This window comes from Streptococcus dentapri (genome assembly GCF_042649885.1).
Taxonomy (GTDB): domain Bacteria; phylum Bacillota; class Bacilli; order Lactobacillales; family Streptococcaceae; genus Streptococcus; species Streptococcus dentapri.
Genome location: NZ_JBHSAC010000067.1, coordinates 1 through 16112, shown reverse-complemented (window position 1 = coordinate 16112; position 16112 = coordinate 1). Strand labels below are relative to the sequence as shown.

The following is a 16112-nucleotide window of genomic DNA, read 5'->3' as shown; positions in this document are numbered from 1 at the left end:
ACTCCTGTTTCTAGTTTACTAGATTTCAACAGGAGTGTTTTTCTTCTGTCTCATGTTAGGGGGGCAGTGCCTATCTTTAATTATTTCTTCACTTATCTTTTGTTTTATATTAATAATCAAGGTGATAGTTTAGGATTAAAATTCTTTTATCTAAAAATCTATCATCTACTAAATAGCTATATAACCAATAACTAGGTTATGATTGCACCAGCAATTGTTGCTCCTGCTGCTGCTCCCAAAATAAAATCTCTAGCAGCGCCATTGAGTTCTACAGAGTTAAGTTCTTCAAACATTGTCTCTGCTTGAAATTCTGTTGTTGAGATATCTAAATTATTCATTGTTTCTCCTTAATATTTGTTCTTGAGCTTTTTGATACTACTTTTTTTCTGCCTAAAATTGATAGTAGTAGGGTTAATACTAGCATTACAGCGGCTACAAGTAAATGTTTGGTTTCTATCATTAAGATTGTTGCCGCAGTTAATAATAAAATTGATTCAAAATAATTTTTGGGTTCGCTATTAATCATACAGACTCCTTTAGGTGAGAATAGCCACACCTACAACAGCACCAGCACCTGTAACAGCACCAGCAATAAACCAGCCATCCCCATTTAATTCTTCTGAATTAATTTCCTCAAATTCAACAAGAGGTACCATTTCTTTAATTTGTTCCTTCATTTTCGTCTTCCTTTCATTTTACATCATTTAATTAGGTAATAACCAAAGCAGCACCTACAGCAACACTAGCACCTACAGCAGCAACTTGAACTGCACTAATACCATTGAATTCTTCAGAACTAATTTCATCAAATTCTACTTGAAAAGCTTTTTCTTCCATTCCATCACCTCCTTTCAAAATCATATTGAGTATTTCGCCAGCTTATAGAATAACCGGTTGCAGCAACGCTTGCCAAATTAATTTCCCAAAGTTAGTGTTTAATTCCTCCACAGCAATTTCTTCAAAAATCTGTAATTCAGATATATAATTTTCTTTTTGCACAATCTCACCTCCTTTCAATAAAAACTGAACTTAAAAAGAAGTTTGACTTTCAATTTTTTTAGAAATCAGTTTAAGCGCTTTTTCTAAGACAGTCAGATTAATATTAATCTGCGGCATAATAGATAGCCCCTCTTCTTCTTCGTTAACATAAAGATAGGTCAGTATACCAAGCTTTTCTAATGACTTCATTATCGGGAGCGATTGGTTGTTTTCCGTCCTAACCGCAGTCATAATTCCTTTATTGCGATAGGACAAATTTCGTGAATCCAAAATGTTTGAAATTTCATCATAAATATCTTTTATCTTTCTTTCTATGACCTGCCTAGACTTAATATAATAATCCAGAACAATGTTAGCCGACTCTAATCCTAGAAGATTTCCATTTTGAGTTGAGAAATGCTCCATGATTCTCGGATTTTGCTGCAATTTTCCATCAACCTCTTTATTAACACAGACACAACCAAAAGGAACAATACCATTATTAATAGCTTTGCTGAGACATAAAACATCAGGGCTTTCAGATAACTGTTGAAAATAGAATGGTGTCCCTGTCTTAAAAAATCCAGTAGCAACTTCATCAAAGACTATCAGGACTTGATTTTCTCTCAGCAGTTTTAAAAGTGCATTGAAAAACTCTGTACTAGCAAAGTAGACACCTGCCGAAGCCAAAATCGGTTCAATCATCATGACATCATAAGAGAAAGCTACTTTTGCAATATAGTCTAGAAGATCCTTTTCTTGTTTTATGGTTTTGGGGTAGTCTATAAAAGTCACCTCTCCATATTTTGGATAGAAAGAGCTATTGATTTTTTGATCAATACCACTCACTGAGATACCACCAAAAAATGTTCCATGATAAGAATCTTTGAAAGCTAGGATGCGGTTCCTCTTTCCTTTCTTATTGATATAATTGGCGATTTTTAAAGCTAATTCTGTATTTTCTGAACCAGAATTTGTATAAAGAACGCGCTTAAAGTCTTGCCCTGTCAGTTCTAAAACTTTTTTGGCCACTTCATCGTAAATATCATGCTGAAAGGAATGAATATCAAGATAAGGAACCTTTTTACTTAACACTTGATTAAATCTCTCAGAAACTCGTTGGTACAGAGAATCAATATAACCGAGCGAAGTGTTCCATAAGCCGCTTCTTAAATCAAGATATTTCCTGTTTTGACTATCATATAAATAGGCATTATCCGCTCCAACTGGGGTCAAATCATACATGGTTTCATTACCATAGGTACCATTTAACAGAGCATAATTTTTCATCTTTTCTCACTCCTAACCTTCTAAATAAAGTAAGCAAATAAATTATAGATAAAACTAATAATGGAAAAAATTATCATCAGAAAATTTATTATGCCTAATAAAAAGATATCTAATCTAAATTTTCTATTTTGCGAAAACATATCCTTGAAGTAAGCCGTATAATCTTCTACCCCGAGTAAATTACTAAGATACCAATAGCCATCCAATTTTAAGAATGGTAATAAGTTGGTCATAATAAGTCCTAAATTAACAATAATTAAGCCAAATAGGAAACTAGATGGATACAGCAGGTCTATCAAGGTTAAGAAAAACCAAATGGCAACTTGAAATTTCACACCTGCTAAAACCAATTCATTCCTTTTTCTGCCTTTCAAAATTTTATAAAAGGGTACTTTAATAAAAAAGACAGGCATGGAAAAATATCTCAAAGAAAATCCAAAAGTAACTTTCGATGGCTTCAAAAACTTATAATAAACCGAGAAGTGAGCGTACTCATGCAAGGGGAGAATTACCACAGTAGTCACAAAATAGATAGCTGCCATATCCCAAGCCGAAAAGCGCTCTAGTGAAAAATGATTCAAGTCAATGGAAGCTGCTGTTGCTGCACTAGGCAGCATGGCAAAACTGGCTACTGACATCAAAAATGTTAAATACCATCTATTAAAAAATAAGGAAATTTTATAGAAGGCATTAATCTTAGAGCTATCTAAAATCAGTCTGAGCAAGTGAAAATTAGTCAATTTTCCCCTCTTATAAGGAGAGGTATAAAAATCATGCAAGGGATTATCTGGTTCTTCAGCGTCTTTCAAATAATTTTCCAAATGATGGTTAGATGTAATCATACGATCATTTCGAACATTATATAGCCATCTTCTGCTATCGTTAATTTGGTACTGAATGTCTTTGTATTCTTTAATTATTTGATTCATTATCTACCTCCTAAACAATAGTATAGCCATAGTCCAAAATGAGATTTTGTCCACGCATAGCCCTGCTGTTCTCGCTTAGAAGAAAAAATATTGTCCGGTTAACATCTTCATTAGTCACAAATTTCTTATAAGGAATCCGCGCTAATAAACGTTTTCCAAAACTTGAAGATAAGAGTTCCTTATTGCTGTCATTGATAATGTATGAGGGTGAGATGGTGTTTACCCTGATGTCCTTATCTGCTATTTTGGCGTAATCAACTGACAAATTTTTGGCCAATTGAATTAAGGCACTTTTAGCGGGGCCATAATCTATTCTTTGTTCGTGAGCAACAACTCCATTTTGTGAAGCTATAAAAACAATAGAAGCTTCATCTGACAGACAACTATGAATTGCCTTCATAGAAAAGAGAGCTGCCCTTACATTAACATCAAATGTACTAGTCCAATCTTTAAGTGTCACCCCAAAAGTATCATTCATGTAATTAATACCAGAAGCGAACACAATGCTGGAGAAAGTCAAGTTTAACTCCTTTAAAAAGACTTCTATCTTTCCAAAAGAAGTATCCTGACGGAAATCAACAGAAAGATAAGTTGTTAAATTGTTGGATGTTTCAGGAAAATCCATTCCAACAATTCGGTCAAAATTCTTGGAGTAACTTTTCAAAAAGTCCTGACAAATATGACTTTCTGAGCCAATTAAAAGCAAGTTATTCTTCATTAAAAATCCCTTCTACCATGGCATAAGTATCTGAATCTTTCACAAGTTTCAAACTAAATCCTAATTTTCTAAATATTTTTTCCAATACTTCATGCGAATAAGAATACTTAACAGAAATACCTAATTTCTTGGGGCTTACTAAATTGTAGATAATTTGTTCTTTAGTCGGATCAAAAAAGTTTACATTGTAAAATTTTTCACCATTTACGTAATTGGATTGTATAAGACCATCTGTAGATTCAAAGAAACTTTCTTTTAAGAAATCAAATACAATTCTCCTGATATGAGGTTGCGTTTCTTTAATCTTTTTTAAAAAGTCATAAAAATCTTCATGACTAAAAAGTGAAACTGTAGTCGCTGGAATAATAATAACTTCGATATTTTTTTGTGGCAGCTTTTCAATCTCTTGCAAGGTATGAGAGTAAATCCTATCGCGACCCTTTGGCGTAATATACTCTGACATCTCTTTTGCAGGCTCTAATCCAAAAATGTTATAGCCTTCTTCAAATAATGGATTAAAAATTCTGCCTGTCCCACTACCAATCTCTAAAACCGGCATTGATTGATCAAAAAATTGTTTATAACTATCAATATCATCCCCTAGCAATTCATCTTGATTAATAATTGACTGGTAGTAGTTCGCAAAGCTATCATTCTCATAAAGATTTTCAATAATCTCTAGTTCTGTCGCCTTTTTTTGAAGTTTATTAAAAATCAATGATTTATCCATGAACTTGCAGCATCTCCTTCACTTGACTCATTGCCTCATTGTCAATATCATTGTCTTTATTCTTAATGACATATTCCAAATATTGAATAACTAAAGTATTAACTTTAAATAAACGTCCGGTTTTAACATTAAAAGCAAAGCGCGAATTATCGTTCATAAAGGCAATCCACTTCAATTGGTTAAGTGGTAACTCAATTGCTTTAATCTGATAGTTGTTATATGGAGTAATAAAATCCATTTCTCCGTAAATACTAGTGATATCTAACAAGGCTGTCAGTAAATATTTCACATCCTCTTTTACTAATACTTTATCAATTTCCGATAATTGTAAACTGGCTTGATTATGTAGTTGTTGGTAACTATCTCCTGAATTTCCAAGCCTAATTTTTGCTTGAGAATCTAAATAAAACTGTCCATCTATGAAATATAAGGAATTTAATTTAGCTATGCCCATCAGAATACCATAATCTGCGATATAATCTGTCAAATTTATCCGTCCAGACTCTACAAATTGATTAAAGAGTTCTCCCAAAGATTTCTGATCAAAAATCTTAAAGTTCAAATTCGAAAAATCTGAAACGGATTTAATAATAATTGGCCACTTTTCTTTAATAACTCTGTCATTATCATTCGCATAGACAGCGCTGTTAATGGCAAAATAATTTAATAGACTACGATTTTCTAAAACAAACCTTTCCCAATCATCTACAAAAATATGTTTCAATAAGCCTTTAGGCAGATTCGGATAAGCAGCAGTTTTAAAAGCTTTAAAGCCATTTTGAAAGACTTGTTCTGTCTTAAGAGAGCTTAGTTTGTGATACAAATCATGATTAACTAATTCTGCTTTAATTTCCTGTATTTTGGACTTTTCAAGTAAGCTATCAAGATTCTCAATAGCCATTACTTTAATTGTCATATCAAGTTGGTCTTGCAAATAATTAGCAAGACGTTTTAAACGGCTATCTTCTTCAAGTGTGACAAAGATATATTTATCGAACTCTAGGAATTCTAAATAATCAATAAAATCTTCAAAATTGTGATTATCAAAATCAAAATAATCCAAGCTATATTTTTTATCCATTTGAGTTGATAATTTTAATGAATATAGCAACTCATCTTTTTCAAAGACAATATTTAACCCAATCATATTTTCCTCCGCTTTATCCTCCTATAATAAGGAAGAGACACAATAAAATTCAAACAAATTTTATTGTGAAGTTCCCTTACTAAGCAGGACTTGTAATCTTCTTTAGTGTTTTATAATATAAATATTAACTCATTTATGAGTCAGCAGCTTAGCAACTCATGCTGCAAAGGCTACACTTGGTCTAGTAATCATCATACTTGTCTTTCAATAGCCCTAATTTTTCTTTTGCTGTTTAGCTGCTAGGACAATTACTACTAAAAGTACCAGAATCCAGACAATCAAACTGGATGTTTGTAAGATGGCACGATGCCAAGAAAAATCTTCCCATTTAGTGAAAAACTTGGTAAAAAGACCCATAAAGCTGTAGTCTGTTATCTTGGCAACAGTTTTATCCATGCTGGAGAGCATAGGTAAGAAAGCTGAAATCAACATTGTTGGAACTGTAACGACCTGAGCCATAACCTGTGATTTGACAAGTAAACCTAATAATAAGTAGAGAAGTACAATCGCTAAAGCCGTAGCGCTTCCAATAACACAATAGTTTGTTAAATGATTTATTGGCACGTCCAAAATAAGCGGAGCAACCACCAGATAAATTGCTGATAAAACTACCGGGACAACCAATGTTGATAAGAGGTACTCACTCGTATTAACACCATTGAGCAACAGAGTTTTAAGGTTGTTCTTTTCTTTTTCATCTGCCAAAATAGTCAGAATCGGACTGCCTACAGCTAGAACTATGGCGAAGGGAAGACAGATCATCAGATAAGCAAGAGCCATTTGGTTTTTTGGTCCATATTGACTATCTATCATAAACCGATAAAGGTAAATCAAGGCCGCAGGCATAAGCACTTGCAAGAGAACACTCTTATTAGATAGAATAATCTGACAGCGCAGCCAAAGAAGAGCCGTAAATTGTCTAAACATTGAGTTTGCCTCCTGTTAATTGAATAAAAATATCTTCTAATGTCGGTTCGCAAGAATGCACAGTAATTATTTTTTCGCTGTCATCAATCATCACTTGACCCAGTTCAGCAAAAGTTAAAGTTCTTTCAGAGCCGTCTTGATAGCTCAGTTTCACCCGTTTGTCTTGATTGTATTTCTGGATTAATTCTTTGGGACTGCCCTGTTCAACCAGCCGGCCATTATTAAGCAAAGCCAGCTTATCGCAAAGTAGGGTCGCTTCGTTCATATCATGGGTGGTCAAAAAGATTGTTGTTCCAGATTCTTTCAGCTCTAAAATCAAATCATGAACAGCTTGAGAAGTGGCCGGATCAAGACCTGAAGTTGGCTCATCAAGAAATAAAACCTGGGGGCTGTTAATAAGTGCACGAGCTAAAAGCATACGCTGTTTCATACCTGTTGAGAGCTTTTCAGCCACTGTCTTGCGACTGTCATAGAGACCAACCCGCTCGAGAAGATTGTCGATAGTAGCTCTATCTATCCCATAATATTTACCATAAAAAAGCAGGTTATTATAAAGGGATATTTTTTCATAAAAACCACTAGTATCACTGACTAAACCAATTTTCTGTAATTCTTGGTTCGTTAGTTCATGGGAATCTTGTCCTAAAATAGAGGATCTGCCACTGTCTGCTGTTAACTGTCCTGTTAAGATATTGATTGTAGTCGTTTTTCCTGATCCTGAAGGTCCAAGAAACCCAAAAATCTGACCCTTTTCAATCGAAAAACTAATGGCATCAAGTGCAACAGTCTTGTTAAAAGTTTTTCTGATAGTTTGAGCAACAATAACTGGAGTATTCATACATTTTCCTTTCATAATTATTATCAAAAAAATAATATTATTAAAAGCTTAAAATATGAGCTTTACCAGCCAAACAATCTATATCATTTGGACGGTAAAGCCGATATTATCGGCTTACGATTCTGCTCTCGTCAAAGCTTTTTTTCCAAGACCTATAGCAATCAAGGCAAGGAAAATAATCTTCGAAGGATCAGATTGGTGAGGAGTGAATAATCTGATCATTAAGAATGCCAAGACCAGAATAAGAGCAGTGAGTAATAAAAGTTTTTTTCATAGCGCTAAGCAACAGTGGTTGCAGCCACTTTAACAGCCCAACCAATTACTTGACCAGCTGAATAGAAAAATCCGCCACCGATAAGATCTGACAACTCTTCTGTTGTTAAATCAATGTAGTTTTTAGTTTCGATCATGTTTATTTTCTCCTTTCTTCAAAATTTAATTCCAGAATTATTAGCGACTTGGGATTTCCTTATCGCTATGATGTTATTATAAACCGGAGTGATTTTTAATAATAGTGACATTTATGTCATCACTAAAATTTAGAAGTAGCTTTTTATTAATTGATTCAGAAGGCAACAAAAAACTGTTAGTGAACTTCTAACAGTCTTAATTATCTATAGTTATTCTGCAAGCTTGGTCTCCAGATAATTCAGTATATCCCCCAGCTTTGTAACATCTTCAATATCATCGTCAGGAATTTCAATTGAAAATTCATCCTCCAAATTAACAATAAATTCCATCAAATCAATAGAATCAACCCCCAAATCATCCTTAAACGAAGTGTCTTCTGTAACTTGAAAATCCTCTTGGTGCATCTGTTCCTTGATCATTTGGCTAATTTTTTCAAAAATTTCGATTCTATTCATTTTGTCCCCTTTCCTTAGAAAACTCGTTAACAATTTTATCAACCACTTGATTTTCCAACATGGTCCTTACTTGTTTAATTGTATAATAGACAGAATCTGCTTGGCTAGAACCATGGCATTTGACTACCGGAGCCTGCAAACCAATTAAAACTGCTCCGCCAGCTGAAGAATAGTCCATCATATCTCGCATACCATAGAGGCTGTCTTTCATCAGGTAAGCACCTGCTTTAGCTTTTAGTCCCCCATCTTGAATCGCTTTTTTTAGAGCCTTAAAAATAGACAGGCCAGTTCCTTCAATCGTCTTGAGCACTGCATTTCCTGTAAACCCATCTGTCACAACAACATCAGCAACCCTATTTAACAATTCACGCGCTTCAATATTACCAATAAAATTAATAGTCGATTCATTTGATAAAAGTTCAAATACTTCCTTGCGAAGGGGGTCACCCTTAGTAGCTTCCGTTCCATTATTCAACAAGCCAACACGCGGTTGTTTGACACCATTAACTGCTTCGGCATAAAATGATCCCAATATAGCATATTGATGAAGATGATGGGCTGTATTTTCAGCATTAGCACCAAGATCCAACATTTCAAAATTTTTACCATCAATGGTGGGTAAACTTGACATGAGAGCCGGACGATCAATTCCTTTTATTCGCCCCACAACAAATAAACCAGCCGCCAATAAAGCACCTGTATTACCAGCAGAAATGACTGCCTCTGCTTCGCCATCTTTAACAGCCTGAGCTCCCAAAATCATCGAAGCTTGTTTTTTCTTACGAATAGCTTGAACAGGTTCATCATCTGAGTTGATTTTTTCCTCGGTGTGAACAATAGTAACACGCTCCTTGGCTATTAAATATTCTTTTATCTTTGCCTCATCCCCATAAAGTTTAATTTCAATATCCGAAAATTCTGCAATAGCTTGATTGACACCTTCCACAATAGCTTTTGGGGCATGATCTCCTCCCATAGCATCGATAGCAATTGTCCTCATTTTATTCCCTCTTTTCAATATCTGACTAGTGCCAGTATTATAGCATAAACTAGCCAGCTTTTCATCACCAATTAGTGACAAAACCATAAAAGCAATGATACTTAGTCCTTAATTTTCCTATAAAATAGAAAAAAGATGGACTTCCCCATCTTTAAACTACTTCATGATATCTCCCCATTGAGATAAGTCATCAATAAATTTTTTGGATTTTAAATGAATCCCCACATAAGTATCATAAATGTCATCTAAAAAAAACCTAAGTTTTTGCTTCATTTCCGGTTTTACGGAAATGGTTTGTAAGTCTTTAAAAGATATTGTTTGAAAGCAGTCTAACAAATAAAGAACATTAGGATCTAAGTGGCTACGCTTGAGATCCTTAAGATAATGTTCTGAACACAATACTCCTGAATACTTGTAAGAAAAATCAAATGCTTGTCCTGTTCGATGACAAAAGACACACTCATGAAAATTTAAGTTTACCCCAAATCGTTCTAATATTTGAAGTTCAAAAATATTTGTTAAAATTTCATAGTCCAACCCTTGTTCCATCAATTCTAGAGTCTTAATCAAAAAAGCAAAAAGCTGAGAATCATAAACACCATCTGCTATAGCAGCATCTGCCAAAGAAGCAACATAGGTCGCATAGGAGAGCGCAAAAATATCCTCATTAATATGCTTGAAAACCATAACTTCTTTATAATCATCAATATAGGATAAACCATTATCATTGATCTTTAAAAGAAAATCTGCAACCGTTAAAGGTTGGATAACAGAGAATAATTTTGAACGACTAATATGTTTAACAAAAAACATACGTTTTCCTGATATTTCTGTAAATATTTTAACTAATTTATCATCCTCACGATAGTTTTGATTGTATAGGACAAGCCCCCTAGACTCTCTACTTTGCATATTGACTCATGTATTCTTTCAAGCGTTTCATGGCTTCTTTAATTGTTTCCATGCTAGCAGCATAAGAAATACGTAGATAACCTTCCCCATATTGACCAAAAGCCACACCAGGAATCATAGCAACAGACTTCTGATAGGCAAAATCTTTTAAGAATTGGAAAGAATCTTGACCTTGAGCCACCGGAATCTTAGCAAAGATATAAAAAGCCCCTGTTGGTTTAATAATCTTAAAATTCATCTCGGTCATTTTTTCAATAATATAGTCCCGACGTTTAATGTATTCTGCTTTCATTGGTAAGGCATCATCTTTACCAACTGTTAAAGCTTCAATCGCTGCAAATTGAGCATTAGTTGTAGCAGCTGTCACCAAGTATTGATGGCTTTTAATAAGCTGAGCTGTAAAAACTTCGGGAGCAAAAATGAAACCAATCCGCCAGCCAGTCATTGCATGAGACTTAGATAGACCATTTATAACAATTGCTTGATCTGGTAAATATTCCCCAATAGAAACATGGGAATCTTCCGTATAGGTTAATTCTGAATAGACCTCATCACTCACGACAAAGATATCGTATTTTCTCAATACTTCAGCAAAAGCTTTAATTTGTTCACGTGAATAAGTAACTCCTGTAGGATTAGTTGGGTAATTAAGCAACACTGCTTTCAGTTTATCTCCTTGTGCCAATATTGCCTCTTCAAGTTGTTCAGGTGTCAGAACAAAATCATTATCAGTTGTATCAATTTCTACAATTTCTGCTCCTACTAAATTAGCAATAGGCTCATAGCCGGGGTAAGCAGGAGCTGGCAATAAAACTGTATCCCCTGGCTCTAAAACTGCTGTTAGAGTTGCAGACAAAGCTTCCGTAGCTCCAATAGTAACTAAAATTTCCGAATCTGGATTATAATTAAGATGGTACTTTTCTTTGACAAAATCTGAAGCCGCTTGACGCAATTCAGGAAGCCCTGCCATTCCAGTATAATGGCTCTGATTAGCATCAATAGCAGCCTTTGCAGCCTCTTTAATATGATCCGGTGTCATAAAATCAGGTTCCCCTAAAGTCATTTTTAAAATGCCTGGCACAGAAGAAATAGACTGATCAAATTGACGAATTAGTGATACTTCAATTTTTTCTAAGTTTTTATTGAATCGCTTTGTTAAATCCATAGTCTCACCTCGTAATAATAATAGATTTATTATACAATAAATCTAAAGAATTAGCAGCCTCAGCTAAAAGTAACCTATAATCACATAAAAATAAAAAATCTGGAAAACCAGACTTTAATTATTTTGGAATTTCAAGTTCAAATAATGGTGAAAGAGGACGTTTCTCATGAATACGAATAATAGCTTCACCAATCAAATCTGCAATAGAAATTTGTTCAATCTTATCAATCAAGCGCTCCTCAGGCAAGTATATAGTATCCAAAACGACCAATTTCTTAATCGCAGATTTTGAAATATTGTCCAGAGCCGGACCAGATAGAACAGGGTGAGTACAAGAAGCATAAACTGCTGTTGCACCAGCCTCAGCAAGAGCATCTGCTGCATGGCAAATTGTTCCTGCCGTATCAATCATGTCATCAATCAAAATACAAGTTTTACCTTCAATATTACCAATGATATTCATTACTTCACTGGTATTCATTTTGTCTACACTGCGACGTTTATCAATAATAGCAATAGGGGTACGAAGGCACTGGGCTAACTTGCGGGCACGTGTAACACCTCCATGGTCAGGACTGACCACGACAACATCATCACCAACTAATCCCTGACGATTAAAGTAATCTGCAATTAACGGAGCCCCCATCAAATGATCAACTGGGATATCAAAGAAACCTTGGATTTGTGCAGCATGTAAATCAACTGTCAATAAACGATCCACGCCTGCCACTTCAAGCATATTAGCAACTAATTTAGAAGTAATAGGCTCACGTGAGCGCGCCTTACGATCTTGACGAGCATAACCATAATATGGCATAACCACACTAACAGTTTCTGCACTGGCGCGCTTGAGAGCATCAACCATTATCAATATTTCCATTAAGTTATTATTGACAGGTGAACTAGTTGATTGAAGAATGAATACATGATGACCACGAATTGATTCTTCAATGTTTACCTGAATTTCACCATCAGAAAATTGGCGTATTGTTGCTTTTCCTAAAGAAATACCAATAGAGCTTGCAACTTTTTCAGCTAACTCCTGATTTGAGGATAGAGCAAAAAGCTTTAAATTATTAAATGACATGACTTCCTCCAAAGTTTTTATCCTCTATTATTTTAACGTTTTTCCCATAAATTTTCAATGTAAATAGAAATAGTTAAAAGATAATATAAGAAACAAAAACAGCTCTATAATATCTGTTTGAAGACCGCTTGAACTTGATAAATCATCACCCACTTTTCAATAATATTCAAATCTGATTCTCTATCTTGCTTAGTTATAAGTTACCCACTATGTTGAGAAAGCAGCACAAAAAAAGAGAACAGTTGTTCTCCTTTCATTATTTTATTGATAGATAAAGTAGTGTGAACCAGATGAGCTAACATCAAAGCTACCACGGTAGTCACCAATAGATTGGTTTCCTGCATAATTTGCTTCATTAACAGTAATTGTTGAACCGTTAACAGATGTCACATAGGCAACGTGACCATATCCACCGCCATCATTTGGCCATACAACAAGTGAACCAACTTGTGGTGTTGAACCTGTAGAGTGACCTGCAGCTACTGCACTAGCACCCCATTGATTAGCATTACCCCAATAGTTACCAACCCATGATGCCAATGATTTAACACCCCAAGTACATTGACCTACTGGATAAGTATTTGAAGTATCAACTTCTGTTGCTGCTGGTGCTGGAGCAGGAGTTGAATCCGCTGCTGGCTGCTCTTCTTGAGCTGGCGCCGGAGCCGCTTCTGTAGCAGTTGCGTTATCAGTAGCTGGTGCTTCTGCTGCCGGTTGCTCTTGAGCTGCTGCTTCAGATTCTGTTGTAGTTAGAGCCTCGCTTGCTGCCTCAGATGCTGATGTTTCAGCAGATGCCGTTTGATTTTCTGTCGGTTGTTCTTGATCAGCAACTTGTTCTTGAGCAACTTCTGATGTAGATACGGCTTCAGATGCTGCTGCCGCTTCAGATTCAGAACTTGCAATTGAAGCAGATGTGGCTGCACTTGCTGCTTGAGATTCTGCAGTTGACTTAGCAATCACAATAGCTTCTTTATTAGCTTGTGCAGTTGCAATTTCAGCTGAAATAGAAGCTTGTGCTGCTTCTAAAGCTGCTTGTTGTGATGAAAGAGCAACTTTATTAGCTTCAATTGTAGCTTGATTGGCTGCAACTTGATCAATCGCTGCTTGATTTTCTGCTTGTTTAGCTTTCAAAGCTGCTTGATCAGCTTGTTGTTGAACAAGTTGACTTTGACTTGCTGCTACAACTTCATGAACAGCTACAACACGGCTAATAGCATCAGAAATAGATTTTGAATTTAAAATTGTATTAATATAGCTAGTTGCCGTATTATTTTTTTGAGCATTTTTCGCTTGTGCTTGGATTGATTCATTACGCGCAACAATCTTAGCTGACAAGTCTTGGATTTCACTTGCCAGACTTAATGATTGGGCTTGAAGTTCTGTATTTTGAGCTTCAAGTTCAGCGTTTTGACCATCAAGCGAAGATACTTCTGTTTGAATTACAGATACTTGAGCTTGCGCTGCTTGTTGTTGAGCTGACAAATTACTGATGACAGAATCTTGATTAGCAATCGCTGTATCGTAATCATCAGCATTTACACTTGTTGTAGCTGCTGCTGTAAGAGCTACACCACTAAGCAATACTGTTGATAAAATACGTTTTTTCATGTTAATTAAACTACTCCTATTTGATAAGACCATTATATTATACCAAAAAGCAAGGGGATGTTTGTTACGTTAATATTACAGTTATATGTTTATTTAGAGTTTCTCTTATAAGTAATATTGCTTAATACTAAGAAAATTAGCAAATTAAAAATTAGTGACCCTACTAATTGATATGTAACAAAAGCTGAAAAACTATAAGTTGTTAAACGATAAACAACCGCTAAACCATAACAAGAAATATCGTAAAGAAATAGAAAGATGAAAAAAGCTAGTATCCTTCGTATGGGAGTTCCAAAATATCTGCTAAATTTTATGATCAAATAAACCAAAACAGGTAAGATGATGCAAGCTATCCCAATAAAGCTTAGGTAATAACTATCGTATATGAGACCTATACCAAAGGCTAACAAATATGAGAAATAATCACTTGTCGAAAATCTTAAAAAATAGAAGAAAAATATAAGAAATAGATGCGTTTGTATGAAAAAGGAATGACCTGCCAATGCCGTTAGTAAATCAGAAAAGTGTCCATCAATTAATAGAAGTAGAAAAGCTAAAATTGATATGAATAAGTTATTTTTAAAGAATTTCATTTTAACTTCCAATCAATGTTATATAACTAATACTATCTAAATTAGCAGTTGGGTTAACATAAACTTTACGTTTACTTATATCCTTTGACTTGCTAACTGAAGAAACTTTACCAACACTAATTCCAGCTATACTTTTTCCATCAAGGCCACTTGTTACAACTTCATCATCTTTATTCAGTTCCCTATCAATATTTAATTCTTCAATAACTAAAGCATTCTTTTTTGAATCATATCCAGTTAAAATACCATATACATCTCCTGCCGAGTTACTCATTTTAACAGGAATCTCATAAGTTCCTTCAGAATTCGATACTAATTGTAGAGTAGTAGAAGAAGAAGATAAATCAGAGACCTTACCAATTAAACCTCCATCAGAAACAGCTAACATTGATGAGGTTACACCATCTTTTTTACCCACTCCCATAGTCAAATTATCATACCATGATAAAGTTGATCTCACAGTCACTTTACTCGTTAATGTTTTATGACTAGAAAAAGCATCTTCTATTTCAAGAGCACTAGCCAAACTCTGATTTTCTTCAGTAAGATACTCCACCTCAGAAGATTGATCCTTCATTTCTGAAATACTTTTTTTCAAAGATTCATTTTCACTATATGTATCTAAAAGGTCCAAAACTTCATCCTTAGCTGAAGAAACTAGACGAAAAGGATAAGATATAAAATAATCAAACTTAGAAGTAATACCACTAATAGGAGAAGTTATTGTCTTAACGATTGAACTATTTCTAAAAATAAAAAAAAGAAGCACTAAAAAAATTATTATAGTTGTTGCCCCTAGAGTCAATACGCGGGAAAATCTAATTTTTTTCATAATGAACCTCTTTTTAAAAAGAAATAAAACGAGATACCATTCGATAACTCGTTTTGTAAACTAATACGGAGAATGGGGGATTCGAACCCCCGCGTCAGTTTCCCGACCTAACGATTTAGCAAACCGTCCTCTTCAGCCTCTTGAGTAATTCTCCAATATAGTCCGTACGGGATTCGAACCCGTGTTACCGCCGTGAAAAGGCGGTGTCTTAACCCCTTGACCAACGGACCATATCTTACTAAATGGGCACAAGTGGACTCGAACCACCGACCTCACGCTTATCAGGCGTGCGCTCTAACCAGCTGAGCTATGCGCCCCAAACTCTGTTTGGGTTATAATTTTCATTATAAAGCGGGTGACGAGAATCGAACTCGCGACAACAGCTTGGAAGGCTGTAGTTTTACCACTAAACTACACCCGCTATGGGAGTTAACGGGTTCGAACCGCTGACCCTCTGCTTGTAAGGCAGATGCTCTCCCAGCTGAGCTAAAC

General features: G+C 35.1%; 20 protein-coding genes and 4 tRNA genes. All 24 read right to left on the bottom strand.

What is annotated here, in order from left to right:
• Window positions 1–191 precede the first annotated feature (191 nt).
• Entirely contained in the window at window positions 192–338 is a 147-nt protein-coding gene (locus ACFOSE_RS08065) for a hypothetical protein (protein WP_003090209.1), read from the bottom strand.
• Entirely contained in the window at window positions 335–526 is a 192-nt protein-coding gene (locus tag ACFOSE_RS08060) for a hypothetical protein (protein WP_380432307.1), read from the bottom strand. The genes ACFOSE_RS08065 and ACFOSE_RS08060 overlap by 4 nt, the downstream gene beginning before the upstream one ends.
• 10 nt (window positions 527–536) lie before the next feature.
• A complete protein-coding gene (locus ACFOSE_RS08055; RefSeq protein ID WP_380432306.1) occupies window positions 537–677 on the bottom strand; it encodes a hypothetical protein in 141 nt (46 codons plus the stop codon).
• Window positions 678–708: 31 nt separating this feature from the next.
• Entirely contained in the window at window positions 709–837 is a 129-nt protein-coding gene (locus ACFOSE_RS08050) for a hypothetical protein (protein WP_380432304.1), read from the bottom strand.
• Window positions 838–1029: 192 nt separating this feature from the next.
• Window positions 1030–2268: an aminotransferase class III-fold pyridoxal phosphate-dependent enzyme gene (locus ACFOSE_RS08045; protein ID WP_380432302.1), complete on the bottom strand. Its 1239-nt coding sequence runs from the start codon at window positions 2266–2268 to the stop codon at window positions 1030–1032.
• A 20-nt stretch (window positions 2269–2288) separates the two neighbouring features.
• Complete coding sequence (locus ACFOSE_RS08040; RefSeq protein ID WP_380432300.1) at window positions 2289–3197, bottom strand: hypothetical protein; 909 nt, start codon at window positions 3195–3197, stop codon at window positions 2289–2291.
• A gap of 10 nt (window positions 3198–3207) precedes the next feature.
• Window positions 3208–3915 (bottom strand): SDR family NAD(P)-dependent oxidoreductase, encoded by a 708-nt coding sequence (locus tag ACFOSE_RS08035; protein ID WP_380432298.1) that lies wholly within the window; start codon window positions 3913–3915, stop codon window positions 3208–3210.
• Window positions 3905–4645 (bottom strand): methyltransferase domain-containing protein, encoded by a 741-nt coding sequence (locus ACFOSE_RS08030; RefSeq protein WP_380432297.1) that lies wholly within the window; start codon window positions 4643–4645, stop codon window positions 3905–3907. The genes ACFOSE_RS08035 and ACFOSE_RS08030 overlap by 11 nt, the downstream gene beginning before the upstream one ends.
• Entirely contained in the window at window positions 4638–5792 is a 1155-nt protein-coding gene (locus ACFOSE_RS08025; RefSeq protein ID WP_380432295.1) for a hypothetical protein, read from the bottom strand. Before ACFOSE_RS08025 ends, ACFOSE_RS08030 begins: the two co-directional genes overlap by 8 nt.
• A gap of 213 nt (window positions 5793–6005) precedes the next feature.
• Window positions 6006–6719, bottom strand: coding sequence for an ABC transporter permease (locus ACFOSE_RS08020; RefSeq protein ID WP_380432293.1), 714 nt, complete (start codon window positions 6717–6719; stop codon window positions 6006–6008).
• A complete protein-coding gene (locus tag ACFOSE_RS08015; protein ID WP_380432291.1) occupies window positions 6712–7557 on the bottom strand; it encodes an ABC transporter ATP-binding protein in 846 nt (281 codons plus the stop codon). Before ACFOSE_RS08015 ends, ACFOSE_RS08020 begins: the two co-directional genes overlap by 8 nt.
• A 278-nt stretch (window positions 7558–7835) precedes the next feature.
• Window positions 7836–7967, bottom strand: a complete 132-nt coding sequence (locus ACFOSE_RS08010; RefSeq protein WP_380432289.1) for a hypothetical protein — start codon at window positions 7965–7967, stop codon at window positions 7836–7838.
• 210 nt (window positions 7968–8177) lie between these two features.
• On the bottom strand, window positions 8178–8423 hold the full coding sequence (gene acpP, locus ACFOSE_RS08005) for an acyl carrier protein (protein WP_380432287.1): 246 nt from the start codon (window positions 8421–8423) through the stop codon (window positions 8178–8180).
• A complete protein-coding gene (gene plsX / locus ACFOSE_RS08000) occupies window positions 8416–9423 on the bottom strand; it encodes a phosphate acyltransferase PlsX (RefSeq protein WP_380432285.1) in 1008 nt (335 codons plus the stop codon). The genes acpP and plsX overlap by 8 nt, the downstream gene beginning before the upstream one ends.
• Before the next feature lie 156 nt (window positions 9424–9579).
• The gene (recO, locus tag ACFOSE_RS07995) at window positions 9580–10335 is read right to left on the bottom strand and encodes a DNA repair protein RecO (protein ID WP_380432284.1); all 756 of its coding nucleotides are present in this window, start codon (window positions 10333–10335) and stop codon (window positions 9580–9582) included.
• Complete coding sequence (locus ACFOSE_RS07990; protein ID WP_380432282.1) at window positions 10325–11500, bottom strand: pyridoxal phosphate-dependent aminotransferase; 1176 nt, start codon at window positions 11498–11500, stop codon at window positions 10325–10327. Before ACFOSE_RS07990 ends, recO begins: the two co-directional genes overlap by 11 nt.
• A gap of 118 nt (window positions 11501–11618) precedes the next feature.
• On the bottom strand, window positions 11619–12587 hold the full coding sequence (locus ACFOSE_RS07985; RefSeq protein WP_380432280.1) for a ribose-phosphate diphosphokinase: 969 nt from the start codon (window positions 12585–12587) through the stop codon (window positions 11619–11621).
• Window positions 12588–12848: 261 nt separating this feature from the next.
• A complete protein-coding gene (locus ACFOSE_RS07980) occupies window positions 12849–14195 on the bottom strand; it encodes a PcsB-like coiled-coil domain-containing protein (protein WP_380432278.1) in 1347 nt (448 codons plus the stop codon).
• Window positions 14196–14284: 89 nt separating this feature from the next.
• Window positions 14285–14788: a rod shape-determining protein MreD gene (mreD, locus tag ACFOSE_RS07975; RefSeq protein WP_380432276.1), complete on the bottom strand. Its 504-nt coding sequence runs from the start codon at window positions 14786–14788 to the stop codon at window positions 14285–14287.
• Between the two features lies 1 nt (window position 14789).
• Window positions 14790–15620 carry a rod shape-determining protein MreC gene (mreC, locus tag ACFOSE_RS07970; RefSeq protein ID WP_380432274.1) on the bottom strand — a complete coding sequence of 277 codons (831 nt, stop codon included), beginning with the start codon at window positions 15618–15620 and terminating at the stop codon, window positions 14790–14792.
• Window positions 15621–15686: 66 nt separating this feature from the next.
• A tRNA-Ser gene (locus tag ACFOSE_RS07965) sits at window positions 15687–15774 on the bottom strand.
• Window positions 15775–15778: 4 nt separating this feature from the next.
• A tRNA-Glu gene (locus ACFOSE_RS07960) sits at window positions 15779–15850 on the bottom strand.
• A 13-nt stretch (window positions 15851–15863) separates the two neighbouring features.
• A tRNA-Ile gene (locus tag ACFOSE_RS07955) sits at window positions 15864–15937 on the bottom strand.
• Between the two features lie 33 nt (window positions 15938–15970).
• Window positions 15971–16041, bottom strand: a tRNA-Gly gene (locus ACFOSE_RS07950).
• Window positions 16042–16112 lie beyond the last annotated feature (71 nt).

Excerpts from the sequence above, each read along its gene's own strand:
- recO (WP_380432284.1), bottom strand. The coding sequence starts at position 10,335 with ATGCAAAGTAGAGAGTCTAGGGGGCTTGTCCTATACAATCAAAACTAT.
- mreD (WP_380432276.1), bottom strand. The coding sequence starts at position 14,788 with ATGAAATTCTTTAAAAATAACTTATTCATATCAATTTTAGCTTTTCTA.
- ACFOSE_RS08010 (WP_380432289.1), bottom strand. The coding sequence starts at position 7,967 with ATGATCGAAACTAAAAACTACATTGATTTAACAACAGAAGAGTTGTCA.
- ACFOSE_RS08020 (WP_380432293.1), bottom strand. The coding sequence starts at position 6,719 with ATGTTTAGACAATTTACGGCTCTTCTTTGGCTGCGCTGTCAGATTATT.
- ACFOSE_RS07990 (WP_380432282.1), bottom strand. The coding sequence starts at position 11,500 with ATGGATTTAACAAAGCGATTCAATAAAAACTTAGAAAAAATTGAAGTA.
- ACFOSE_RS08065 (WP_003090209.1), bottom strand. The coding sequence starts at position 338 with ATGAATAATTTAGATATCTCAACAACAGAATTTCAAGCAGAGACAATG.
- acpP (WP_380432287.1), bottom strand. The coding sequence starts at position 8,423 with ATGAATAGAATCGAAATTTTTGAAAAAATTAGCCAAATGATCAAGGAA.
- ACFOSE_RS08060 (WP_380432307.1), bottom strand. The coding sequence starts at position 526 with ATGATTAATAGCGAACCCAAAAATTATTTTGAATCAATTTTATTATTA.
- ACFOSE_RS08035 (WP_380432298.1), bottom strand. The coding sequence starts at position 3,915 with ATGAAGAATAACTTGCTTTTAATTGGCTCAGAAAGTCATATTTGTCAG.
- mreC (WP_380432274.1), bottom strand. The coding sequence starts at position 15,620 with ATGAAAAAAATTAGATTTTCCCGCGTATTGACTCTAGGGGCAACAACT.
- ACFOSE_RS08040 (WP_380432300.1), bottom strand. The coding sequence starts at position 3,197 with ATGAATCAAATAATTAAAGAATACAAAGACATTCAGTACCAAATTAAC.
- ACFOSE_RS08045 (WP_380432302.1), bottom strand. The coding sequence starts at position 2,268 with ATGAAAAATTATGCTCTGTTAAATGGTACCTATGGTAATGAAACCATG.
- ACFOSE_RS07980 (WP_380432278.1), bottom strand. The coding sequence starts at position 14,195 with ATGAAAAAACGTATTTTATCAACAGTATTGCTTAGTGGTGTAGCTCTT.
- ACFOSE_RS08055 (WP_380432306.1), bottom strand. The coding sequence starts at position 677 with ATGAAGGAACAAATTAAAGAAATGGTACCTCTTGTTGAATTTGAGGAA.
- ACFOSE_RS07985 (WP_380432280.1), bottom strand. The coding sequence starts at position 12,587 with ATGTCATTTAATAATTTAAAGCTTTTTGCTCTATCCTCAAATCAGGAG.
- ACFOSE_RS08025 (WP_380432295.1), bottom strand. The coding sequence starts at position 5,792 with ATGATTGGGTTAAATATTGTCTTTGAAAAAGATGAGTTGCTATATTCA.
- plsX (WP_380432285.1), bottom strand. The coding sequence starts at position 9,423 with ATGAGGACAATTGCTATCGATGCTATGGGAGGAGATCATGCCCCAAAA.
- ACFOSE_RS08030 (WP_380432297.1), bottom strand. The coding sequence starts at position 4,645 with ATGGATAAATCATTGATTTTTAATAAACTTCAAAAAAAGGCGACAGAA.
- ACFOSE_RS08050 (WP_380432304.1), bottom strand. The coding sequence starts at position 837 with ATGGAAGAAAAAGCTTTTCAAGTAGAATTTGATGAAATTAGTTCTGAA.
- ACFOSE_RS08015 (WP_380432291.1), bottom strand. The coding sequence starts at position 7,557 with ATGAATACTCCAGTTATTGTTGCTCAAACTATCAGAAAAACTTTTAAC.